Genomic DNA, 23,998 nt, shown 5'->3' on the forward strand with positions numbered 1-23,998 from the left:
GGCGTGAACGCGGACCGGGCCGGCGGTCGCACAGGACCGGGCCCGCTGTCCCGGTGGCACACCCGGGCCCCACGCGCCGGCCGGCTGTGCCGGCCCGCCTGCGCGGTCGCGTGTGCCGGGCTCCTCAGAGCGCTTGCCAGACCCGGGTCAGCGCCGACGTGGTGAGAACCTGCTCCGGACGCCCCTGCCCGGCGAGGTGACCGTCCTGGAGCAGGAGGCAGGTGTCCGCCGCGCGCGCCACCTCGAGGTCATGCGTGGCCTGGACGACCGTCACCCCGTCGGCGGCGAGCGCCGTCAGCAGTGCCCCGATCCGCTCCCTCGCCTCCGGGTCCAGGCCGGTGGTCGGCTCGTCGAGGAGCAGCAGGTCCGACTCCTGCGCCAGTCCTTGGGCGATGAGAGCGCGTTGGCGCTGCCCGCCCGAGAGCTCGCCCAGCTGACGTGAGGCGAGGTCGCCGATGCCGAGCCGGCCGAGCGCCGTGTCCACGGTCGCGTGGTCCCGTGCGGTCAGCCGGCGCCACGGGCCGCGCTCGCCCCAGCGCCCCATCTCCACGGTCTGCCGAACGGTGAGCGGCAGGGTGTCACCGACCGCTCCGCGCTGAGGTACGAAGGCGGGCGGCCGGCCGCCGGTGCGGAGGAGGGCGCCGGACGTCGGCTTGATCACACCGGCGAGCACGCCGAGCAGGGTCGACTTGCCGCTGCCGTTCGGGCCGACGAGCACCGTCGTGGCCGACTCGGGTATCTCTCCGGTGACTTGACGGAGCACCGGGCGCCCCGGATAGCCGGCGCACAGTTCCGAGAAGCGGATGCGGGCGGCCCGGCCGAGGGACGGGGCGGGGGAAGGGGGCGGTTTTTTGAACATGATTTTCATTGTAGTCTCCTGGCCATGGAATGGTTGACGGTCCCGTTCGAGGTGACCTTTGTGCAGCGGGCCCTGTGGGGCGGGACGCTCGTATCCGCCATCTGCGCGCTGGCGGGCACCTGGGTGGTGCTGAGGGGGATGGCCTTCCTCGGTGACGCCATGTCCCACGGGCTGCTTCCCGGTGTCGCGGCGGCCGCGCTCCTCGGGGGGAATCCGATGGCGGGCGCGGTGGTCAGCGCCGCCGTCATGACGGCCGGCGTCACCGTGCTGGGCCGTACGCCGAGGCTGTCCCAGGACACCGGCATCGGGCTGCTGTTCGTGGGCATGCTCTCGCTCGGCGTGATCATCGTGTCGCGCTCGCAGTCCTTCGCGGTCGACCTGACCGGCTTCCTCTTCGGCGACGTTCTCGCCGTCCGGCAGCAGGACCTCCTCGTGCTCGCGGCGGCGTTGCTCGTGGCGCTGGTGGTGTCGGTGCTGGGCCACCGTGCCTTCCTGGCCCTGGCGTTCGACGAGCGCAAGGCCCACACCCTGGGGCTGCGGCCGCGCCTGGCCCACGCGGTGCTGCTCGGCCTGCTCGGTCTGGCGATCGTCGCCTCGTTCCACATCGTCGGAACACTGCTGGTCCTCGGGCTGCTCATCGCGCCGCCGGCGGCCGCCCTGCCCTGGGCCCGCTCCGTGCGCGGGGTCATGGCGCTCGCCGCCCTGCTCGGCACCTCGGCCACGTTCGGCGGCCTGCTGCTGTCCTGGCACCTGAGCACCGCGGCCGGCGCGACCGTCGCCGCCCTCGCGGTGAGCCTGTTCTTCCTCTCCCACCTGCTGTCCGGCCTGCGTGACCGCCGTACGCGCCGCGTCCACGCCCCGGTCCCCGTACTCGAAGTCAACTGAAAGAAGCCGAGGCGATCGTCATGACCGTCCGCAGAAACGTCACTCCGTGGGCATCGGCCGCACTGGTGCTCACCGCGCTGCTCACCACGAGTTGCGCGGGAGAGGGGAACAGCGCCGCACGGCCCGCCGCGAGTTCCCCGTCCGTGACCCCGCACGGGTACGTCGAAGGAGCCCGGGAGGCCGCCGAGCAGCAGTCCCGGCTCCTCCTGAACGACCCCGACAGCGGCGACACCAGGATCCTCGACCTCATCACCGGCAAGGCGCACAGGACGGCCCCGGTGAAGGACGCCGTCCGGCTGTGGACGGACGGCAGGTTCGGCTACCTCCACACGCCCGGCGGCACGCACGTCCTCGACGGCGGAGCCTGGATGGTGGACCACGGGGACCACGTCCACTACTACAGCGCGGCGGCACGGGACGTCGGTGAGCTTCCCGCGGGCAGCCGGGCCCAGGTGCGCAGCGACGCCGCCGTGACCGCGGTGACCGACGAGGACGGCCGCGCCCTCCTCTACGACCGCGGCGAGCTGGAGAAGGGACGGATCGCGTCTTCCCGTACGCTGCCGGGCACTTACACCGGCGCCGTCGTCCCGTACGAGGAGCACCTGCTGGCCTTCGCGGACAAGGGCGGCACGACCGGACTCGTCGTCCTCGACCGCGAGGGAGAGCGCGTCGCCTCACCGGACGTGACGTGCGAGGAGCCCCGGGGCGACGCCGTCACCGGGCGCGGCGTGATCCTCGGCTGCGCCGACGGCGCCCTGCTCGTCCGGGCTCGGAGCGGCGCCTTCACCGCCGAGGAGATCCCGTACGGACAGGATGTCCCGGCGAAGGAGCGGGCCACCGTCTTCCGCCACCGCCCCGGCAGCGACACCCTCACCGCCGCGGCCGGAGACGCCGTCTGGGTCCTCGACGTCACCGAGCGGACCTGGACACGGGTGGACACCGGGCCGGTCGTCGCGGCCAACACGGCCGGGGAGGGCTCCCCGTTGCTCGTCCTGGAGACCGACGGCTCGCTGCACGGCTACGACATCGCCACCGGGAAGCGGACCGCGCGGACCGAGCCGCTGCTGACAGACCGGAAACGGGCCGGCGCCGACGGCGGCGCCCCCGTCATCGAGGTCGACCGCAGCCGCGCCTACGTCAACGACCCGGAGGGCAGGAGGGTGTTCGAGATCGACTACAACGACGGCCTGCGCATCGCGCGCTCCTTCGACCTGGACGTCAAGCCCGTCCTCATGGCGGAGACCGGACGATGAGCCGTACCGAGACGAAGCAGCGCGCGCGGGTGGGCATCGCACGCCTGCGCCACCTGATCGCGGGCCTGCTCGCCCTCGTGACAGCCGCGACCGCCACCGCCTGCACCACCGGCGGCGACCGTCCCGGCATCGTCGTCACGACCAACATCCTCGGCGACGTCACCCGGAAGATCGTCGGCGGCGAGGCCGACGTCACCGTCCTGATGAAGCCCAACGCCGACCCGCACTCCTTCGGTCTGTCGGCGGTGCAGGCAGCCGAACTGGAACAGGCCGACCTGGTCGTCTACAACGGCCTGGGCCTGGAGGAGAACGTCCTGCGGCACGTGGCCGCCGCCCGCGAGTCCGGGGTCGCGACCTTCGCGGCCGGCGAGGCGGCCGACCCGCTCGCCTTCCACACCGCCGACGACGGCGGCCCCGAGGGCGAGGCAGGGCAGCCCGACCCGCACTTCTGGACCGACCCCGACCGGGTGCGCAAGGTCACCGGCCTGATGGCCGACCAGATCATCAAGCACGTCGACGGCGTCGACGCCGACACGATACGCGCCAACGCCGACCGCTACGCGAAGCACCTCGCGGAGCTCACCACCTGGATGGAGAAGTCCTTCGGCCGGGTGCCCGCAGACCGGCGGGTCCTCGTCACCAACCACCACGTCTTCGGTTACCTCGCCGACCGCTTCGGCTTCGAGGTGATCGGCGCGGTCATCCCCAGCGGCACCACGCTGGCCTCACCCAGCTCCTCGGACCTGCGCTCCCTCACCGAGGCGATGGAGAGGGCGGGCGTACGCACCGTCTTCGCCGACTCCTCCCAGCCCGGACGGCTCGCCGAGGTGCTGCGGACGGAGATGGGCGGCGGGGTTCGCGTCGTCGAGCTCCACTCGGAGTCCCTGACCGCCGAGGGCGGGGGCGCCGACACCTACCTGCGGATGATGCGCGCCAACACCACCGCCATGGTCGCCGGCCTGACCGGCGACTGACCCTCCGAGCCTCCCGGCGCACCGGCCATCGGACGCCGGCACGTCATGCCCCCATGCCGCCACCGCGCGGTGCAGAAAGGAACACGCTGATGAACAAGTCGATACGCGGCAGAGCCCTCACGGGCACGGCACTGGCCCTGGCGGTCTCCACCGTCCTGACCGCCTGCGGCGGAGAGGACTCCTCCGCCACCGGCGCCGAGTCCGACGGAACCGCGAGCGCCACGCCCGCCGTGGCGGTCAAGGACCCGCTGGTCGCCACCTTCGACGGCGGCCTGTACATCCTCGACGGCGAAAGCCTGAAGCTCGCCAGGACCATCGAGCTTCCCGGCTTCAACCGGGTCAACCCCGCGGGCGACGAGGACCACGTCGTCGTCTCCACCGACAGCGGCTTCCGCGTCCTGGACGCCACCGGCCAGGCCTTCACCGGCATCGAGTACAAGGGCGCCAAGCCCGGCCACGTGGTCCGTCACGCCGGCAAGACGGTGCTCTTCACCGACGGCACCGGAGAGGTCAACGTCTTCGACCCCGCCGACCTGAGCACCGGCAAGAAGCCGGAAGGGCGCACCTACACCTCCGCCGAGCCGCATCACGGCGTCGCCATCGAGCTGGCCGACGGCGAACTCCTGAGCACCCTGGGCACCGAGGAGAAGCGCACCGGCGCGCTGGTGCTGGGCGAGAACGGCAAGGAGATCGCGCGCAACGAGAACTGCCCCGGCGTCCACGGCGAGGCGGCGGCCGAGAACGAAGCCGTCGCCGTCGGCTGCGAGGACGGCATCCTGATCTACAAGGACGGCGAGTTCACCAAGATCGACGCACCCGACGACTACGGCCGCATCGGCAACCAGGCCGGCAGCGACGTCTCGCCGGTCCTCCTGGGCGACTACAAGACCGACCCGGAGGCCGAGCTGGAGCGTCCCACCCGCATCTCCCTCATCGACACCGAGAAGAAGAAGCTGCGCCTGGTCGACCTGGGCACCAGTTACTCCTTCCGCTCGCTGGCCCGCGGCCCGCACGGCGAGGCCCTGGTCCTCGGCACCGACGGTGCCGTCCACGTCATCGACCCGAACACCGGGAAGGTCGAGAAGAAGATCCCCGCCGTGGGCCAGTGGCAGGAGCCGCTGGACTGGCAGCAGGCCCGGCCCACCCTGTTCGTCCGCGGACACGTCGCGTACGTCTCCGAGCCCGGTAAGAAGGCGCTGCACGCCATCGACGTGGAGACGGGGAAGAAGATCACTTCCGTCACCCTGCCGGAGAGCACCAACGAACTGTCGGGCGTCGTCCCCGGACACTGACTCCGCGCGTGCCCTCGTCACAGCGGCCTCGATGCTGCGGTGGCGAGGGCACACCGCTGTCCGGCCGCGGGGCCGGACCCGGCGGAGGACGAGCGTCCACGGGCGCGTTCCCGCTGATCACCGCCACCGGCGTCTTCGCACGCTCCGCCCTCCGGGCCCCGGCCCGCCACGAGGAGGCCGGAAAGCCCATGGCCCTCCTTCCTGCGGGCCCGGTTGTCGCGCATAGTGTGCAACAAGGTTCTTGCTATTGGCGTGCAGTTGCACATGACTCGCAATAATGTCGGAGGACGTTGGACATGGCGCTTCACACGCTCCCGGAGCTTCCGTACGACTACGCGGCGCCGGCACCGGTGATCAGCCCGGAGATCATCGAGCTGCACCACGACAAGCACCACGCGGCCTATGTGAAGGGCGCGAACGACGCCGTGGAGCAGCTGGCCGAGGCGCGCGACAAGGAGTCGTGGGGTTCGGTCAACGGCCTGGAGAAGAACCTGGCCTTCCACCTCTCGGGCCACATCCTGCACTCGATCCACTGGCAGAACATGACCGGACCGAAGGAGGGCGGCGGCGAGCCGCTCGCCCAGGACGGCGTGGGGGACCTGGCCGAGGCGATCAAGGAGTCCTTCGGCTCCTTCGCCGGCTTCAAGGCCCAGCTGTCCAAGGCCGCCGCCACCACGCAGGGCTCGGGCTGGGGCGTGCTCGCGTACGAGCCGCTGAGCGGGCGGCTGATCGTGGAGCAGGTCTACGACCACCAGGGCAACGTCGGCCAGGGCTCCACCCCGATCCTGGTCTTCGACGCCTGGGGGCACGCCTTCTACCTCCAGTACAAGAACCAGAAGGCCGACTTCATCGACGCCATGTGGGCCGTCGTCAACTGGCAGGACGTGGCCAGGCGCTACGCCGCCGCCGAGGAGCGCGGCGGCGGCCCGCTGCTCGAGCCGTGACGCTGTAGCCGCCCCGTCGTCCTGCTCGTGATCGTCTTCTCACCTTTCACCGGGCAGGCGCGACGAAGGGCCCCGCGAGCACACCGCTCGCGGGGCCCTTCCGCCGTCACCGTCCCGGACACGGGGTACGGGCGGTCACCGGACCGGTGCCGGCGCACCGCCATACCTCTCACCCGCCAACTGCAGGCGTCCGGGCAGCAGGCGGTGAGAGCGGGCGCACAACCGCTGCGCCGGCGTGCGGGACGCCGTCGCTGTCAGCGACGCGCACAGTGCCATGGGCACCTCCCAGAAGCCTCCGGGCTTGCTGGGGCGACGTGCCACGGCAGCCGACAACCTGGCTGGAATCCTACCGAAATGGATCTCATTCTCGTACCGCTGCCGAGTGCCCATATGGACGCCATGCACAGAGAAGTCGGCCGGTCCTGACGCGTCTTCACAGGAAGGCGCGGTCCGTGCGGAACGGAGGTCACCCCCATGACGACCGCCACGGTCTCGTCTGTTCTCCGCCACGGAGTCCTCGCCGATCGCGTGCCGGGTCCGGTCCCCGTGCGCGACAGCCTCCTCGTCATCGGCGGCGCCGCTCTCACCGGTCTCGCGGCCCAGGTCTCCGTGCCCACTCCGCTCAGCCCGGTATCCCTCACCCTCCAGGCCCTCGCCGTCCTGCTGACCGGCGCGGCGCTGGGAGCCGCGCGCGGAGCGGCCGCCATGCTGCTGTGCCTGGCGGCGGGCACCGCGGGTGTCCCCTGGTTCGCCGGCCAGGGACACGGCTGGGGCGGTCCGGGCGTCGGCTGCATCGTGAGCTTCGTCCTCGCTGCCGCGTTCGTCGGCGAACTCGCCCGCCGCGGCAACGACAGAGGCGTACTCGGCACCATCGGCCTGATGGCCCTCGGCGACGCCGTCATCCACGTGGTCGGCGCCACATGGCCGGCCCTGGATCTCCACGTCGGTGCCGACGAGGCGGTCGCCATGGGGGTGACGCCGTTCCCGGTGACGGACGCCTTCGGGATCGCCCTGGCGGCCGGGGTCCTGCCGCTCACCCGGCGGCGTACGGGAGAGAGCGATCCTGACGTCTGACGACGTGCCGCACTCACGGGCAGCGACCGGCTTCGCATCAGCCCTTCCTCGACCTGCCCTCGGCGGGCCGACGTGACCGCCACCCGCAGGGCGACACCGGGGAAGAGGCCGTCGTCGGCCGTCGGCGTGCGCGCGCACCAGCGCTTCCGGGTGCTCGGTGTGCGCCGCCTGTCGCCCTCCGCGCCTCGGCGGAGGCATCCCCGCCGTGGTCCAAGGGCGCGGGTGCCGTCGGCGCGACGGTCTGCCGGAGCTCGCGCGGCCCGCCGTGGACGGGTGCCGGGCCGTCAGGCGAGCGGTGTGCGGGTGGGGTGCTCCGGCGCAGGTGCAAGGCCCATTATTCTGAGACCCGCGACCGGTGGCCCGCGGGTGTGCGTATCCCTGCGAAGGGTGACGGGTGAACCAAGGCGTAGGGGTCGGCAGGAGGGGAAGGGTGTCGCGTGGAGCGTTCAGGCCGGTCGGTGAGCAGGCCACAAGCGAGGGTCGGGGAACAGGTGTTCACCGCCGACCCGGAGGTGGGCCGGGACCTCGCCGAAGTGGACTGGGCGGCCACGCCGCTCGGCCCGCCGCGGGAGTGGCCGCAGAGCCTGCAGACGGCCGTCAGCATCCTGCTCTCCTCCCGGTTCCCGATGTGGATGGCGTGGGGCGAGGAGCTGACGTTCTTCTGCAACGCGGCCTACCGGCGGGACACGCTCGGCCGTAAGTACCCGTGGGCGCTGGGCCGGCCCGCGAACGAGGTGTGGGCGGAGATCTGGGGGGACATCGGCCCGCGCATCGAGGCCGTGCTCGGCACCGGGCAGGCCACGTGGGACGAGGGACTGCTCCTGTTCCTGGAACGCTCCGGCTACACCGAGGAGACGTACCACACGTTCTCCTACAGCCCGCTGCGGGACGACGCCGGTGACGTCGTCGGCATGCTGTGCGTGGTCAGCGAGGACACCGAGCGGGTGATCGGTGAGCGGCGCATGGCCACCCTGCGGGACCTGGGCTCGGACCCCAGCGTGATCCGCACCGAGCAGGAGGTGCTGGCCTTCGCCGACCGGCAGCTGTCCCGCAACCCCAAGGACCTGCCCTTCACCCTGACCTACCTGTTCGACGGCGACGACGCCCGGCTGGCGGGCGCGACCGGCGTCACCCCCGGGCTGCCCGCCGCACCGCGGCGCCTTCCCGTGGCCGGCTCCGAGGGCGTGTGGCCGGCGGCGGCGCTGGCCGAGGGCGAGACGCGCCTGGTCCCGCTGACCGGCGCACCGTTCGACGGACTGCCCGGCGGCGGCTGGCCGGAGCCGCCCGAGGAGGCGCTCGTGGTGCCCTTGCTGCAGCAGGGCAGCGCGCCGTACGGCTTCTTCGTGGCCGCCCTGAACCGTTACCGCGACCTGGACGACCACTACCGGGGCTTCATCGAGCTGGCGGCCGGGCACATCGCCTCCGGCATCGGCAGTGCCCGCAGCTACGAGGCGCAGCAGCGGCGCGCGGAGGAACTGGCGGAGCTGGACCGCGCCAAGACCACCTTCTTCTCGAACATCAGCCACGAGCTCCGCACCCCGCTGACCCTGATCATGGGACCGGTCGAGGAACTGCGCACCCGGCTCACCGACGCGGGGGAGGAGATACGGGCGGAACTCGACGTCATCCACCGCAACGGGCTGCGGCTCGGCAAACTGGTCAACACGCTGCTGGACTTCTCCCGCATCGAGGCCGGCCGGATGCAGGCCCGCTACGAGCCGGTCGATCTGGCCACGGTGACGGCGGAACTGGCCAGCGTCTTCCGCTCGGCCATGGAGAGAGCCGGGCTCACCTTCGACGTGGACTGCTCCCCCCTGGACGAACCGGTGTACGTGGACCGCACCCTGTGGGAGAAGGTGGTCCTCAACCTGCTGAGCAACGCGTTGAAGTTCACCTTCGAGGGAGCGGTCCGCGTGGCCGTGCGCCGCTCCGGCTCCCATGCCGTGGTCACCGTGGCCGACACCGGGACCGGCGTGCCGGAGGCGGAGATGCCCCGGCTGTTCGAGCGCTTCCACCGCATCGAGAACGCCCGCTCCCGGTCGAACGAGGGGAGCGGCATCGGGCTGGCCCTGGTGCGGGAACTCGTCGGTCTGCACGGCGGCACGATCGACGCCGAGAGCACCGAGGGGAAGGGCACCACCTTCACCATCCGGATGCCGTTCGGCACCGCGCACCTGCCCGAGGGCTCCACGGTGGCGGAGCCGGCCGGCGCCACGGCCCCGGTCACCGCCGACCCCTACGTCCACGAGGCCCACCGCTGGCTCCCGGTGAGCGCGTCGGGCGCGTCGCCCGACGACGGCCCGGAAGCAGCGGGAGCCGTCCCGCTCGGGCCGGACGCCGGTCCCGCGCGCAGCGCACGGGTACTGGTGGCCGACGACAACGCCGACATGCGCGAGTACCTCACCCGCATCCTGGCTGCCGCGGGGTACGAGGTCACCGCGGTCGCCGACGGCGTCGCGGCGCTCGACGCCGCCCGCCGGCGCATTCCCGATCTCGTCGTCAGCGACGTGATGATGCCCCGGCTGGACGGACTGGAGCTGGTGGCGCGACTGCGTGGCGACACCCGTACGGCCTCGGTGCCCGTCCTGCTGCTGTCGGCCAGGGCCGGGCAGGAGGCGTCGATCGAGGGACTGCAGGCCGGCGCCGACGACTACCTGGTGAAGCCCTTCGCCGCGGCCGAGCTGCTCGCCCGGGTCCGCGCGAACGTCGAACTGGCCCGGCTGCGCAGCCACCACCTGCGCTGGCGGACGGCGCTCATCGACTCGCTCCAGGAGGCGTTCTTCGTCTGCGACGAGTCCGGGGCCGTCGTGGAGATCAACGCGGCTTTCACCGACATCCTCGGCTACGGGCCCGAGGGCCTGCCGTACGCCCCGATCCATCCGTGGTGGCCGGACGCGGACACCGATCCGGGCGCGCACGAGCAGGTCGGCCTCGCCTTCGCCGGCCTGCTGGAGAACCCGCAGGGCTCGTACACCGTCCCGGTCACCCGCCGGGACGGCCGCCGCCTGTGGATAACCGTGACCTACAACAAGGCCGAGGACCCGGACACGGGCCGCCGGGTCACGGTCGGCACCTTCCGCGACGTCACCGCCGAGCACTACGCCATCCAGCGCGAGACGGCGCTCGCGGCGCTGAGCACCTCGCTGTCACGCGCCGCCAGCCTGCCCGAGGCGCTCTCCGGGGCCCTGGACGAGCTGCGGTCGCTGTGGCACGCACGCGACGTGGTGGCCGCCGTCTTCGACGACGACACGCCGGAGCTCACGACCGCCGACGCGGATCTGCGGTGGGAGGACCTGCCGGCCGAGCGCCGGGAACTGCTCGCGGCGCTGCGTCGCCGGTCCCCGCTCACCGTGGTGCCGGAGGACAACGGCGCGAGTGTCCTGCTGGAACACCCGCGAGGTCCGCTGGCCCTGTGGGTCGATCTGGGGGGACACCGGCCGTTCACCTCCGAGGACCAGCTGCTGCTGTCGCTGCTGGCCGGGCATCTCGCGCAGGGTCTGGTGCGGGCGCATCAGATCGACCAGCAGCGGGAGGCCGCGATCGCGCTCCAGCGCGCCATCCTCGGCCCCGCGCGGCTTCCCGACGGTTTCGCCGTGCGGTACGAACCCGCCACACGCCCGCTGGAGGTGGGCGGCGACTGGTACGACACCGTCGCCCTGCCGGACGGGCGCATCGGCATCGTCGTGGGTGACTGCGTCGGACGTGGCCTGGAGGCGGCCAGCGTCATGGGACAGCTGCGCAGCGCCTGCCGCGCCCTGCTGCTCCAGGACCCCAGCCCCGCCCGGACGCTCACGGCGCTCGACCAGTTCGCGGCCGGCGTGACCGGTGCGCAGTGCACGACCGTGTTCTGCGGTGTGCTCGATCCCGCCACCGGAGAGCTCACCTACTCCAGCGCCGGGCATCCGCCGGGCATCCTCGTGCACCCCGACGGCACCACCCGGCTGCTGGAGGAGGGGCGTGCGCTGCCCCTGGCCGTACGGCCGGGCCGGCCGCGCCCGGAGGCCGCGTGCTCCCTTCCCGCCCGGGCCACGCTGCTGCTGTACACCGACGGCCTCGTCGAACGCCGGCGGCGTCCGCTCAGCACGGGGATCGAGCAGGCGGGCGACGCCGTGCAGGAGGGCCGCGACATGCCGGTCGAGGACCTCGCCAGCGCCGTGATGTCGAGGCTCGCGCCGACAGGCGGGTACGACGACGACGTGGCGCTGCTGCTGTACCGCCATCCGGCGCCGCTGGAGATCACCTTCCCGGCCGAGTCCGCCCAGCTCGCCCCCGTCCGCAAGGCGTTGCGGAGCTGGCTCGCCCAGTGCGACCTGCCGCCGAACACCGTGCAGAACGTTCTCGTCGCCGCCGGTGAGGCCTGCGCGAACGCGATCGAGCACGGCCACCGCAACGCCCCCGGCGAGGACGTGCGGCTGCGCGCCGTGGCGCTGGTGGACACCCTGCGCGTGACGGTCGCCGACAGCGGCCGGTGGAAGGTTCCACGGCCCGAGACCAACGCTCACCGCGGCCGGGGCATCTCCCTGATGCACGCCCTGATGCAGCAGGTCACCGTCTCTCCCGGCCCGTCCGGCACCACCGTCGACATGCAGATGAGGATCGCCTGATGACAACCCCGCTCACGCTCATACCCGGACGGAGCCCCGACGGCACCGTCCGGCTCGTCGTCAGCGGCGAGATCGACATGAGCAACGTCGGTCATCTGGCCGAAGCCCTGGACGGTGACCCGGGCCCCCTCGTCGTGGACCTGACGGAGGTGGAATACCTCGACAGCGCAGGGCTGAGCGTGCTGTTCGCCCACGCCGAGAGGCTGGAACTGATCGTTCCCCCGCTGCTCGAACCCGTCGTCACCGTCTCGGGTCTCGCCGAACTGGCCACCGTTCACGGCCCCGGCGCCCGGAACGGACCGCGGGATTGACCCGACCCGCACGGGGAAACCGCACCATGCCCCTCCTCTTCGCACGCCCGTGCGGCGGTGACACCCGCCGCCGTACGCGCCACGCCGCACAGAGACCGTCCGTACCAGAGCCGTCCGTCCAGGAGTGAAGTCTCACGTGAGTGACACCCTCGACACGACCGTCCGATACACCGGGAGGCGCACAGCCGTCGTCGTGGTCACCGGAGATGTCGACCTGCACACCGCGCCCGTGCTGCGGGCGCAGGCGCTGACCGCCGTGAGCCAAGGCGCTCCGCACCTCGTCCTGGACATGGCCCAGGTGGACTTCGTCGACTCCACCGGCCTCAGCACCCTCATCGTCCTGATGCACGCCACCCAGAAGGCGGGCGGTTCGCTCCGCATCGCGAGCGTGCCCGACCGTCTCGTGCGCATGGTGAACATGACCGGCATCTCCGAGTTGCTCCCCCTCCACGACACGGTCGCCGACGCGCTGGCCGCCGTCGCCCCGGACGGTGCCGCCGACGGCGCCGGCGCGTCCGGGTGATGCCCGTGGCCGCTCCGCCGCGGTGCCGAGGAGGGCGGTCCGCCGGCGGGGCGAGGCGATGAGCCGTGAGGCGGCCCGTCGCCCCGGCCGCTCCGGACGGCCCCGCCGCGGGACGGGCGCGCCTCGCCGGCCGGTCGCGCCCCACCCCGTCGGACGCGGTGATGTCCCGCGCGGCCGGGACGTCACGTCGCACGCTCCCGCCGAAGGCACGGGCCGGAGCCGGGGGGAACGAGTGCCGGGCCGGTGCACGCGCCGGTGGAGGGGACGAGATGAGAGCTGAACGGGAACCGCGGTCCGAGGAGGGGGCGCGCCCGTCACCGGCGGAACGGGACGTGGACGAGGACCTGTCGCTGCTGTTCGGGACGTCGACCGCGCTGTTCGCCTCCATGGCGGGTCCCGCCCATGTGCTGGAGGCCGCGAACCCCGCGTTCTTCACCGCGATCGGGGGCGGGCGGCGGGAACGCACCGGTGTGCCTCTGGGCGATCTGATGCCCGAGTTGAAGGCCCAGGGCTTCCTCGGGCTGCTCGACCAGGTCTACCGCTCGGGGGAGCGGCACATCGGCCGCGACACCCGTGTCGTCGTCGGTGTCGGCAGCCAGGCCCGTGAGGCGTTCTTCGACTTCACCTACGAGGCCCGCCGCGACGCCGGCGGCAACGTCATCGGCGTACGCATGATCGGAGTGGAGACCACTCAGGTCAAACACGCCCGGCGGCTGGCCGCCGAGCAGCGCGCGCTCCTGGAACAGATCGCCCGTCAGGCGCCCCTGCCCGAGGTGCTGGAGGGGATGTGCCGGGCGATCGAGGAGCTCTCCCCCGGCGTCATCGTCTCGGTCCTGCTGGCGGACGAGGACGGCCGCCGCCTGCACCACGGTGCCGCACCCAGCCTGCCCGGCTTCTACACCCGGGCCATCGACGGCATCGCCATCGGCGAGGGAGTCGGCTCGTGCGGCACGGCCGCCCACCGGCGGCAGCAGGTGATCGTCACCGACATCGCCCGCGACCCCCTGTGGGAGGACTTCCGTGACCTGGCCGGCCGGGCCGGACTCGCCGCGTGCTGGTCCACGCCGATCCTCGGCCGTGACGGGCGGGTGCTGGGCACGTTCGCGATGTACCACCGCACACCGTGCGCCCCCCAGGACATCCACCTCGCGCTGGCCCGCCTCTTCGTCGACACCGCCGCCCTCGCCGTCGAGCGGCATCACGCCGAACAGGCCCGGCGGGCGGCCGACGCCCGGGAGAAGGCGGCCCGCGACGACCTCTCCTACCTGCTGGCCGTCAGCACCGCGCTGGCCGGCCCGCTGGACGAGGGGCAGACACTGCGACGGCTGGCCGCCCTGGCCGTCCCGGTGCTGGCCCCGCTCGCCGCGGTGGACGTCGTGGAGGCGGGACGCGTCCAGCGGGTGGCGGCCGCCGCCACGAGCGAGCGCGCTCGTGAGCTGCTCGCCTCGCACCGCCCCGTCCCGGACACCGGGGACGACGCCCTCGCGCGGGTCCTGGCCTCCGGCGTCACCGAAGTGGCCCGCCGCACCCCGACCGGTCCCGGCCTCTGGCAGGAGCTGGGCGTCACCGGATACCTCTGCGTGCCTCTGCTGGACCGGGGGCGTCCTTTCGGCGCGCTGAGCCTGTACGCGACGGACGAAGCGTCCCTCGACGGCCACCGGATCGCTCTGGCGGAGGAAGTGGCCCGCCGCGCCGCTTCGGCCGCGCGCAACGCACGCCAGTACGCGCAGCGCGCCGCCCTCGCCCGTGACCTCCAGACCGGCCTGCTGCTGCCGGACCTGCCCGACGTCCCCGGCGCGCAGCTCGCCGCCTTCTACCACCCGGCCGGCCAGGGGCTCGACATCGGGGGCGACTTCTACGACGTCTTCTCCCGCGGGGACGGAAGCTGGTCCTTCGTCCTCGGGGACGTCTGCGGGCGCGGTGCCAGGGCCGCCACCACGACGGCCCTGGTCCGGCACACCGCTCGCGCCGTCGCCCCGCTGCTCGACGACCCGGTCAGCGTCGTCAAGGCCGTCGACCGAGCCCTGAACGACCGCAACCCCGAGCAGAACAACGGCTTCGTCACGCTGGTCTACGGCCACCTGACGCCGGTCGGCGACGGACTCGCCGTCGAACTCGTCAGGGCGGGCCACACACCGCCCCTCCTGCTGGACGCCGGCCACGCGGTCACCCCGGTCGAGGCCTCCGGCGGCCTGCTCGGCATCGGCATCCCGCCCCTGCTCGACGCCGTCCGTTTCACGCTGCGCCCCGCGGAGAGCCTGGTGCTGTACACCGACGGCATCACCGAGTGCCGGGCCGCGGGCGCGGAGCAGTACGGGGACGCGCGACTGGCCGACGCCCTGGCCTCCGCCCCGCTCCGCCCCACCGCGACGGACGTCGTGCGGACCCTGACGGAGGACATCCGCGCCTTCATGGACGGCCGCACGGTCGACGACGACCAGGCCGCCCTGGTCGTCACCGCGGACGCGCCGCCACCGTGCTCGCGGTAGCCGCGCCCTGACCCGGGGGACCGTCGGCTGCCGGGTCCGCCCGGCGGGCCGACGGTCCTCACGGCCGGCGGCGGGTGACGGGCCGTCGGCCGACCCGGCGCAGGCCGTGCGACGAGCGTCGGGGACAACTGCCGCCCGCGCGAAGATGGTCGGTACGGGCTCCCCGCGCCGCTCCGTTGTCACACCGGGCTTCTGTCATTCCGCCCATGACACCCCCGGGCCGACGACCTTCTCAGGGTCCGGGGGAAGGCGGGGACGTACGGCCTGAGGACCGGGTGTGTCCGGCCCGGTGGGAACATGCGGTCCACGGCCTGGAGGGGGCCGTCCTCGGGTGGTCGGTCGCGCGGCGGGATCTGGCTGCGGGGCGCTTCGGCCGGGTCCACGCGGCGATGTCCCGGAACCCGTGACAGTCGCTTCGAAAGTTTCGATGGAGCTGTGCGTGCTTGCGTTGCGCGCGCCTCGCCCCTCCGTCGACGCTTCACGGTAACGCCCTTGTGAGCGGGGATGACCTGGGCGTATGTGTACCGTCCCGGGTGGCCCGCTGGAAGAATAGTTTCCGAAAGACTGTCGAAACTGTTGACAGGCCCATGGCGTCCTTCGAAAACTGTGGCCACCGCACGACAGCAGGTCCCCGTTCCCCTCACGTCGCACGACCGGGGACGGTGGCCGCTCCATGCAAGGCCGCGGGCGGCAGGAGCCGCCCGGCCCCCACCGACCTTCATCGGGAGGACGCATGCACCAGGACGGCACGCAGCAGGACCGGATCCGGCAAAGCCCCGCCCCCTTCAGCGGCCTGAGCCGACGCGGCTTCCTCGTCGGCGCCGGCGCCGGCGCCGCCGCGCTCGCCACCGCGTCGGGGCTGCTGGTGCCCGGCACCGCCCACGCCGCCACCACCATCACCACCAACCAGACCGGCTACGACGGCATGTATTACTCGTTCTGGACCGACGGCGGCGGCTCCGTCTCCATGACGCTCAACGGCGGCGGCAGCTACAGCACCCGGTGGACCAACTGCGGCAACTTCGTCGCCGGCAAGGGCTGGAACAACGGCGGACGCAGGACGGTCCGGTACACCGGCTACTTCAACCCGTCGGGCAACGGCTACGGCTGCCTCTACGGCTGGACCTCGAACCCGCTGGTCGAGTACTACATCGTCGACAACTGGGGCAGCTACCGGCCCACCGGCGAGCACCGGGGCACCGTCACCAGCGACGGCGGCACGTACGACATCTACCGGACGACCCGGTACAACGCCCCGTCCGTCGAGGGAACCCGCACCTTCGACCAGTACTGGAGCGTCCGCCGGTCGAAGGTGACCAGTGGATCCGGCACCATCACCACCGGGAACCACTTCGACGCCTGGGCGCGCGCGGGCCTGAACCTGGGCCAGTTCAGGTACTACATGATCATGGCCACCGAGGGCTACCAGAGCAGCGGAAGCTCCACCATCACGGTCTCCGGCTGATCCCGTCGCCGCACCGGCCCCGTGAGCACGCCGCTCACGGGGCCCTTCCACGGTCACGGGAGGAAGGTCACCTGGGGAGCACCCGTGCGCGGATGGACGGCGACCTCGGCCGCCACGCCGTAGACCTCGGCCAGCAGGCGGGGCGTCAGGACGTCCGCGGGCGGGCCCGAGGCCGTGACCCGGCCGGCGTGCAGGACGTAGAGGCGGTCGCAGTAGCGGGCGGCGAGGTTGAGGTCGTGCAGGGCGGTCAGGACCGTCGCCGGCAGCCTCCGCAGGGTGCCGAGGAGCTCGAGCTGGTGCCGGATGTCGAGGTGGTTGGTCGGCTCGTCCAGGACCAGCAGTGCGGGCTGCTGGGCGAGGGCGCGGGCGATGAGGACGCGCTGGCGCTCACCGCCGGAGAGCAGGTCGAAGGGGCGGTGGGCGAGGCTCGTGGCGTCGACCGCTTCGAGCGCCGACGCGATCGCACCGGCGTCCTCGGCGGTGTCGCCGTCGAGCAGCCGCTTGTGCGGGGTGCGGCCCATGGCGACGACCTCACGCACCGAGAGGCCGAACGAGGCGCCCGTCTCCTGCACCACCGCCGCCACCGTGCGGGCCAGTCGCCGCACGGGCAGCGACCAGGCGTCGGCGCCGTCGACGGACACCCGGCCGGCCGCGGGGCGCAGGACGCGGTAGACGGCGCGCAGCAGGCTGGACTTCCCGCTGCCGTTCGGACCGACCAGGCCGATGACCTCGCCGGGGCGGGCCGTCAGGGAGACCTCCTCGACCAGCCGGTGCGCGCCGGCGGTGAGGGTGACCGTGTCGATGACGAGTTCGGTGCCGGTCATACCGCTCCCCGGTCGGTGCTCCGGCGGGCAGTGCGGCGCATCAGCCACAGGAAGAAGGGGCCGCCGCACAGGGCGGTCAGCACGCCGACGGGGATCTCCATGGGCGCCACGACGACGCGGGCGGCGATGTCCGCCCAGACGAGGAAGACCGCGCCGCCGAGGGCCGCCGTCGGCAGGACGCGCCGGTGGTCGCCGCCGACGGCGATGCGGACGATGTGCGGCACCATCAGGCCGACGAATCCGATCGGGCCGCACGCCGCCACCAGGATGCCGGTGACGAGGGAGAGCACGACGAACATGCGGGCGCGGAAGCGGGCCACGTCCAGGCCCATCGTGGTCGCGGCCTCCTCACCGGCGAGCAGGAGGTTGAGGTTGCGGGCCTGCACCATGAGGACGGCGACCCCCAGGAGCAGGGCCGCGCCGGGCAGCCGGACCGTGTCCCAGGTGACCCCGCCGAGGCCGCCCAGGGTCCAGGCGAGGACCGCGCGGGCCTCGTTGCCCCGGTCGGTGGCGAGCAGCAGCAGGTCCAGCACGGCGGTGAGCATCGCGGCGACGGCCACACCGGACAGCACCAGCCGTGCCGACGTGATGCGGCCGCCGGTGCGGGCGGTGGCGTAGACGAGCACCAGGGCGCCCAGCGCGCCCGCGAACGCGGCGACCGACAGCGACGCCGGCCCGAACAGGGTCACCCCGAACACGATCACCGACACGGCGCCCAGGGACGCCCCCGAGGAGACGCCGAGCAGGTAGGGCTCGGCGAGCGGGTTGCGGATCAGGGCCTGCAGGGCGGTGCCCACAACCGCGAGGCCCGCCCCGGCCACGGCCCCGAGGAGCACGCGCGGCGCGCGCACGTCCAGCACGATGGTCTCCCGCGCCCGCGACCAGTCCGGTTCCGTCCAGCCGGCGCCCAGCGCGTGCGTCACGATGCCCCACACCTGGCCGGGCGGCACCCGCACCGACCCGATGGCCAGACCGGCGGTGGCGGAGACCGCCAGGGTGACGGCCAGGACGACGAGGGTGACGGTGAGACCGGCCAGGCCGGCCCGCCCGTCGTCCTCGTGCCGTCGCCGTGCGGCCCGCTCGGTGCCGGTCCCCACGGCCGGGGCCGTCACGCGAAGCTCTCGGGGTGGAGGCCGCGGGCCAGGTCCTCCACCGCGTAGGCGGAGCGGACGCCCACCAGGGTGGCGGTCAGCGGCAGGACGACGAACCGCTTGTTCCTGATGGCGGGCACGTCCTCGAGAGCGGGCTGGGAGAGCAGGAACTTCTTCTTCCGTCCCACGCTGCCGGCGCCGGCGTAGTCGTAGATCGCGATGACCTCGGGCCTGCGGTCGACGACCTGTTCCCAGGAGACGTCGCCGAAGACGTCGTCGAGGTCGGCGAAGACGTTCTCGCCGCCGGCCAGCCGGATCAGTTCGGTGCCCAGGCTCTTGCCGCCCGCGGTGAAGGCGGTCCGGTCGCCGCTGTCGTAGACGAAGACGGGCACCTTCGGCGCGTCCGCGACCTTGCCGGCGGCCTTCTCGACACGGTCCGCGAGGCCGGCGACCAGCGTGTCGGCCCGCTCCGGGACGCCGAAGATCCGGCCGACGGTGCGGATCTCGTCGTAGGTGTCCCGCATCGTGACCCGTTTCCTGCCGCAGTACTCGCGGTTGAGGTGGGTGTCGATGCCGGCGTCGGCGAACGCCGTGCGGGAACGGCCCTCGTTCTCGGCGAAGGCGCTGCCGTAACCGCCGTAGACGAGGTCCGGGTCGGCCTCCAGGACCGTCTCGAACGACGGTTCCTTCCTGGCCAGTTCGGGGATCGACGCGTAGTCCTTCCTCAGCTCGGGCAGGACCGGGGAGTCGGGGAAGGCGGTGCCGACCATGTGGTCCTTCAGACCGAGGGCGAGCATCAGTTCCGCCGGGTGCTGGTGGATGGTGACGACGCGCGCGGGCGGCTTCTCGTACGTGGTCCGCACGCCGCAGTTGTCGACGGTGACGGGGAAGCCTGCGGCCGGTGCGGCCGGCGCCTTCGCGTCCTGGGCGGTGTCCCGCGACGATCCGCAGCCGGCGGTCAGCAGGGCGGCCGCGAGGGCGAGGGCGGCGGCGGCCGCCCGCACGGCGAGCCGCCCGCGGGCAGGGGTGGACAGGGCGGGACGGGACGTGCCGTCGTACACGTGAAGCCTCCTGGGGAGTCCGCGCTCCTCGGAACGGGCCCGCGACAGGCCAGTGTCCTGACTCCCGGATCGACGCTTCCCCCTGGCCTTCCCGCGCGGCGCGCAGTGGCACGTGGAAGGGGGTGCACTTCCCGGTCACAGTGGCGGGACCGTGCCGGACTCGCACCGGCTTCCTGTCTCCCGTCGCGGTGTTGATGACCCGTCGATCCTACGAGTCGGCCCCCGCGGGGCGAAAGGGCGGGGCGGGTGTCCGCACCCGCCCCGGAGCGGCGGCGCCTCGCACCGCCCGCCGGCGACCCGCGCCCGGCCGGGCGCGGAGCGCTCCCGGGGACGCCGGACGGAAGAGGTGGAGGGCGCGCGGTCCCGGGAGGCACGGTACCGGGCTCAGGCGCTGTCGTCCGGGCCCGCGCCCGGCCGGCCGGCGCGGTGCCGGGTGCCGGGGAGCATCTCCTGGACCTTCGCCTTCAGGCCCTGCCGCACCATCGAGCCGCGGTCGCTGTCGCCCTTGAGGATCGCGGCGGCCGCCGCCTCGATTTGGTCCAGGGACGCGTGCGGCGGGATCGGCGGCACCGCCGGGTCGGTGCGGAAGTCGATGACGAACGGCCGGTCCGCGGCGAGCGCCCGGTCCCACGCGGCCTCGACCTGCTTCGGCTTCTCCACCCGGACCCCGTCCAGGCCCATGCGCCGGGCGATGTCCGCGTACGGCAGGTCCGGGATGGCTTGCGACTCCTCGAACTGCGGCGCGCCGGACATGGCCCGCATCTCCCAGGTGACCTGGTTGAGGTCGCCGTTGTTCAGCACGGCGACGATCAGCCGGGGGTCGGACCACTCGCGGTAGTACTTCGCCGCCGTGACCATCTCCATCATGCCGTTCATCTGCATGGCCCCGTCCCCGACCAGGGCGATGGCCGGCCGGTCGGGGTGGGCGAACTTCGCGCCGATGCAGTACGGCACACCGGGGCCCATCGTCGCCAGCGTCCCGGACAGTGAGCCGCGCATCCGGCCGCGCAGCCGCAGGTGCCGGGCGTACCAGTTGGCGGCCGAGCCGGAGTCGGCGGCGAGGACCACGTCGTCGGGCAGCCTGCCGTCCAGGGCGTGCACCACGTACTCCGGGTTCACCGGGTCCGCGCTCACGGCGGCGCGCCGCTGCATCACCTCCCACCAACGGGTGACGTTCTTCTCGACCTGCTCCCGCCAGGTCCGGTCCTCCTTGCGGTGCAGGCGCGGCAGCAGCCGCCGCAGGGTCTCGCGGGCGTCGCCGACCAGGTTCACCTCGTTCGGGTAGCGCAGGCCGATCATGTGCGGGTCGATGTCGATCTGCACGGCCCGCGCCTGGTCCAGCTCCGGCAGGAACTGCGTGTACGGGAAGCTGGACCCGATCATCAGCAGCGTGTCGCAGTCCCGCATCAGCTCGTACGAGGGGCGGGTGCCCAGCAGCCCGATGGAGCCGGTGACGTACGGCAGGTCGTCGGGCAGGGCGTCCTTGCCGAGCAGCGCCTTCGCCACCCCGGCGCCCAGCACGTCCGCGAGCCGCTCGACCTCCTCGCGGGCGCCGCGCGCGCCCTGCCCGATCAGCACGGCGACCTTCTCGCCCGCGTTCAGCACGTCGGCGGCCCGCTGGAGGTCCTCGTCGGCGGGGACCGGCGCGTACCGGCCCAGGCCGAGGCTGGAGGGCACCATCTTGAAGGCGTGCGTGGGCGGGCTGTAGTCCATCTCCTGCACGTCGCCCGGCAGGATGACCGCGGTGACCGTGCGCCGGGCGTACGCGGTGCGGAAGGCGCGGTCGATCAGGTTCGGCAGCTGCTCGGGGACCGTCGCCGTCTCGCAGAAGTCGGACGCGACGTCCTTGAAGAGCGCGGCGAGGTCCACCTCCTGCTGGTAGGAGCCGCCCATGGCGCTGCGGTTCGTCTGCCCGACCAGCGCCACGACCGGGACGTGGTCCAGCTTGGCGTCGTAGAGGCCGTTCAGGAGGTGGATCGCGCCGGGGCCCGAGGTGGCGGCACAGACACCCGCCTTGCCGGAGAACTTGGCGTAGCCGACGGCCTGGAAGGCGGACATCTCCTCGTGCCGCGCCTGGACGAACTTCGGCTCGTTGCCGGCGCGGCCCCAGGCGGCCAGCAGTCCGTTGATGCCGTCGCCCGCGTAGCCGAAGACATGGTCGACGTCCCAGTCGCGCAGCCGCTGGAGGATGAAGTCGGACACCTTCGTGCTGGCCATGCGGACTCCGTTTCTGCTCCCGCCGGCGGACGGCCGGTCCCCGGCGCCGGGAAAGGGGGCGCGGCGCGGCCCCGGACGTGCGGGACGCGCCACCGCGCGGGTAACCGGGCGGACGGGCGGGAAACGTCGGGGGAGGGCGGGGTGCGTGACCCGGACCGGCGGGGTTACCCGTCCGGCATGACTGACACACGGCCACTCGCATTGATCACCGGCGCGTCCAGCGGCATCGGCCTCGAGCTGGCCGGACAGTTCGCGTCGCACGGCTACGACCTCGTGGTGAACGCCGAGGACGAGGAGCTGGAGGGCGCGGCGGAGAAGCTGCGGGAGTCGGGCGCGGAGGTGCGCGCGGTGCGCGCCGACCTGCGGACCGGCGAAGGACGCTTCCTGCTTCTCGACGCGCTCGACGGCCTGACCGTCGACGTCGCCGTCCTCAACGCCGGGGTCGGTCAGGGCGGCGCCTTCGTGGACACCGACCTCACCGACGACCAGGAGGTCATCGACCTCAACGTCACCGCGACCGTGCGGCTGGCCAAGCCGCTGCTGCGGGCGATGGTGGCGCGCGGCGCGGGACGCCTCGCCTTCACCTCCTCCGTCGCCGCCCAGATGCCCGGCTCCTTCCAGCCGGTCTACAACGCCTCCAAGTCGTTCGTGCAGAGCTTCGCGCAGGCGCTGGCGGAGGAGGTGAAGGACACCGGGGTGACGGTCACCGCCTTCATGCCGGGCCCGACGGAGACGGAGTTCTTCGACCGGGCCGACATGACGGACGACACCCGCATGGGCTCCATGAAGAAGGACCCCCCGGCCCAGGTGGCCGAGCAGGCGTTCGAAGCGATCGTGAAGGGCGAGAAGAAGGCCGTCACCGGGTCGCTGATGACCAAGGCGCAGGGCCTGGCCGGGAAGGTGCTGCCCGACGGCGTGAAGGCGGCGGCCCACCGGCGGCTGGCCGAGCCGGGGACGGGCGACGGCCCGCGGGACTGATCCGGACGGCCGGGCGTTTCGGCCCGCGCACACGAGACACCCGGTGAGCGGCAGGCGCACCGAGGCGCAGGCGACGCAAGGAGGAAGCCGATGTCGAATCCGCAACAGCCCGAGCTGCGGCGCAGCGACAAGGGCGGGGGCACGCCGCAGGACAGCGGAGCCCGCAAGGCGTCCCAGCCCGGCCGGGGCGAGGGCGGGCGCGCCCACGGCACCGACCGCGGCAACAAGGGCGGCGGCCGGGGCGGCGGTACGCCCCCGGAGCAGCAGCCGGACCACCCGGCCTGAGGGGCCGCCGGCCGACGGCGGGGGCGCGCTGTGCACGAGCGGCGCCCCCGCCGTCGTGCGGTACGCGGGCGTGAACGGCGCCCGCGTACCGCCGGTTCGCGCCGCCCGACGCCCCTCGACGCCGTCCGTCCCTCAACTGCCCTTCCCTCACCGTCGGTTAGGCTGACACGGGGCGTTGCACGGGGGTGGACGGCACGGTGACGGTGACGGACGGCAAGGCGACCGCCGCGGCGGTGCTGCCCGGGGTGCTGCGCCGGCGCCTCGCGGTCGTCGCCGCCCTCGCCGCGTCGGTGGTCGTCGTGCTCGGGGTCCGGTACGCCGGTGACGACGGGCCCGGCCGGACGGACGCGCGGATCGGGGAGGCGGCGTACGGGGCCGGGGCGCCGTGGTGGCACGTCGCCTCCGCGACGGACTTCCTCGGCGACCCGGCGGGCGCGCTCCTGCTGCTCACGGCCGGTGTCATCGGCTGCCTGACGGCCCGCCGTCCCCGCGCCGCCGTGCTGCTCCTCGCCGGACCCGGGCTGGCCGTCGGGGTCACGCGGCTGCTCAAGCCACTGGCCGCCCGCACCATCCACGGCGACGAGAACCTGGCCTACCCGAGCGGGCACACCGCCTTCCTCACCGCCCTGGCCCTCACCCTGGCGCTGCTCGCGGCGGGGCGGCACGGGCTCGGGCAAGCCGCCGGAACCGCCCTCGCGCTGGGCGCCGCCTTCGCCGCCGGAGCCGTCATGGGCTGGGCGCAGGTCGCCACCGGGGCGCACTACGCGACCGACACCGTGGGCGGTTGCTGCACCGCCCTGGCGGTGGTGCCGGCGGCGGCGTGGGGAATCGACCGTACGGCCGACTCCCTGCGCCGCCGCGCGCGTTGA

19 protein-coding genes and 1 riboswitch are annotated in these 23,998 nt (G+C 73.2%); of the genes, 14 read left to right on the plus strand and 5 right to left on the minus strand.

What is annotated here, in order from left to right; all coding sequences use genetic code 11:
* Positions 1 to 124: 124 nt before the first annotated feature.
* Entirely contained in the window at positions 125 to 868 is a 744-nt protein-coding gene (gene aztA, locus ACIQ8B_RS26715; protein ID WP_403550233.1) for a zinc ABC transporter ATP-binding protein AztA, read from the minus strand.
* Between the two features lie 15 nt (positions 869 to 883).
* Between aztA and aztB the strand changes: the two genes are divergently transcribed.
* The 11 genes from aztB (at position 884) to ACIQ8B_RS26770 (ending at position 16,673) form a co-directional block, all read left to right on the plus strand.
* Positions 884 to 1,744 carry a zinc ABC transporter permease AztB gene (aztB, locus tag ACIQ8B_RS26720; RefSeq protein WP_403550235.1) on the plus strand — a complete coding sequence of 287 codons (861 nt, stop codon included), beginning with the start codon at positions 884 to 886 and terminating at the stop codon, positions 1,742 to 1,744.
* Between the two features lie 20 nt (positions 1,745 to 1,764).
* Positions 1,765 to 2,997, plus strand: a complete 1,233-nt coding sequence (locus tag ACIQ8B_RS26725) for a hypothetical protein (protein WP_403550237.1) — start codon at positions 1,765 to 1,767, stop codon at positions 2,995 to 2,997.
* A complete protein-coding gene (gene aztC, locus ACIQ8B_RS26730) occupies positions 2,994 to 3,971 on the plus strand; it encodes a zinc ABC transporter substrate-binding protein AztC (RefSeq protein WP_403550239.1) in 978 nt (325 codons plus the stop codon). Before ACIQ8B_RS26725 ends, aztC begins: the two co-directional genes overlap by 4 nt.
* Before the next feature lie 89 nt (positions 3,972 to 4,060).
* Positions 4,061 to 5,263, plus strand: coding sequence for a zinc metallochaperone AztD (gene aztD, locus ACIQ8B_RS26735; RefSeq protein ID WP_403550241.1), 1,203 nt, complete (start codon positions 4,061 to 4,063; stop codon positions 5,261 to 5,263).
* Between the two features lie 296 nt (positions 5,264 to 5,559).
* Entirely contained in the window at positions 5,560 to 6,207 is a 648-nt protein-coding gene (locus ACIQ8B_RS26740) for a superoxide dismutase (RefSeq protein ID WP_403550243.1), read from the plus strand.
* A gap of 474 nt (positions 6,208 to 6,681) precedes the next feature.
* Positions 6,682 to 7,281: a biotin transporter BioY gene (locus ACIQ8B_RS26745; RefSeq protein WP_403550245.1), complete on the plus strand. Its 600-nt coding sequence runs from the start codon at positions 6,682 to 6,684 to the stop codon at positions 7,279 to 7,281.
* Between the two features lie 626 nt (positions 7,282 to 7,907).
* Entirely contained in the window at positions 7,908 to 11,885 is a 3,978-nt protein-coding gene (locus tag ACIQ8B_RS26750; protein ID WP_403550288.1) for a SpoIIE family protein phosphatase, read from the plus strand.
* Complete coding sequence (locus ACIQ8B_RS26755) at positions 11,885 to 12,196, plus strand: STAS domain-containing protein (protein ID WP_106412032.1); 312 nt, start codon at positions 11,885 to 11,887, stop codon at positions 12,194 to 12,196. Before ACIQ8B_RS26750 ends, ACIQ8B_RS26755 begins: the two co-directional genes overlap by 1 nt.
* A gap of 136 nt (positions 12,197 to 12,332) precedes the next feature.
* Positions 12,333 to 12,719, plus strand: coding sequence for an STAS domain-containing protein (locus ACIQ8B_RS26760; protein WP_290004021.1), 387 nt, complete (start codon positions 12,333 to 12,335; stop codon positions 12,717 to 12,719).
* Positions 12,720 to 12,988: 269 nt separating this feature from the next.
* A complete protein-coding gene (locus ACIQ8B_RS26765; protein WP_403550247.1) occupies positions 12,989 to 15,208 on the plus strand; it encodes a SpoIIE family protein phosphatase in 2,220 nt (739 codons plus the stop codon).
* Positions 15,209 to 15,941: 733 nt separating this feature from the next.
* Positions 15,942 to 16,673 (plus strand): glycoside hydrolase family 11 protein, encoded by a 732-nt coding sequence (locus tag ACIQ8B_RS26770; protein ID WP_290004016.1) that lies wholly within the window; start codon positions 15,942 to 15,944, stop codon positions 16,671 to 16,673.
* A 53-nt stretch (positions 16,674 to 16,726) separates the two neighbouring features.
* On the opposite strand, the gene ACIQ8B_RS26775 is transcribed toward ACIQ8B_RS26770, so the two are convergent.
* The 4 genes from ACIQ8B_RS26775 to ACIQ8B_RS26790 form a co-directional block, all read right to left on the minus strand.
* Positions 16,727 to 17,497, minus strand: coding sequence for an ABC transporter ATP-binding protein (locus ACIQ8B_RS26775; RefSeq protein ID WP_290004014.1), 771 nt, complete (start codon positions 17,495 to 17,497; stop codon positions 16,727 to 16,729).
* The gene (locus ACIQ8B_RS26780; protein ID WP_403473592.1) at positions 17,494 to 18,609 is read right to left on the minus strand and encodes a FecCD family ABC transporter permease; all 1,116 of its coding nucleotides are present in this window, start codon (positions 18,607 to 18,609) and stop codon (positions 17,494 to 17,496) included. Before ACIQ8B_RS26780 ends, ACIQ8B_RS26775 begins: the two co-directional genes overlap by 4 nt.
* Positions 18,606 to 19,649, minus strand: a complete 1,044-nt coding sequence (locus ACIQ8B_RS26785; RefSeq protein ID WP_403550250.1) for an ABC transporter substrate-binding protein — start codon at positions 19,647 to 19,649, stop codon at positions 18,606 to 18,608. The genes ACIQ8B_RS26780 and ACIQ8B_RS26785 overlap by 4 nt, the downstream gene beginning before the upstream one ends.
* 29 nt (positions 19,650 to 19,678) lie before the next feature.
* A riboswitch (cobalamin riboswitch) is annotated at positions 19,679 to 19,867 on the minus strand.
* A gap of 166 nt (positions 19,868 to 20,033) precedes the next feature.
* Entirely contained in the window at positions 20,034 to 21,866 is a 1,833-nt protein-coding gene (locus tag ACIQ8B_RS26790; protein WP_403550252.1) for a thiamine pyrophosphate-requiring protein, read from the minus strand.
* A 177-nt stretch (positions 21,867 to 22,043) separates the two neighbouring features.
* Here ACIQ8B_RS26790 and ACIQ8B_RS26795 point away from each other — a divergent pair, with 177 nt between their 5' ends.
* From ACIQ8B_RS26795 to ACIQ8B_RS26805, 3 genes are all read left to right on the plus strand, one after another.
* Complete coding sequence (locus ACIQ8B_RS26795; protein ID WP_106416214.1) at positions 22,044 to 22,844, plus strand: SDR family oxidoreductase; 801 nt, start codon at positions 22,044 to 22,046, stop codon at positions 22,842 to 22,844.
* 90 nt (positions 22,845 to 22,934) lie between these two features.
* Entirely contained in the window at positions 22,935 to 23,129 is a 195-nt protein-coding gene (locus tag ACIQ8B_RS26800) for a hypothetical protein (protein WP_106412024.1), read from the plus strand.
* A gap of 185 nt (positions 23,130 to 23,314) precedes the next feature.
* Positions 23,315 to 23,998: a phosphatase PAP2 family protein gene (locus tag ACIQ8B_RS26805; protein ID WP_403550255.1), complete on the plus strand. Its 684-nt coding sequence runs from the start codon at positions 23,315 to 23,317 to the stop codon at positions 23,996 to 23,998.

Origin of the sequence: Streptomyces sp. NPDC096105 (genome assembly GCF_044763335.1) — a bacterium.
GTDB lineage: Bacteria > Actinomycetota > Actinomycetes > Streptomycetales > Streptomycetaceae > Streptomyces.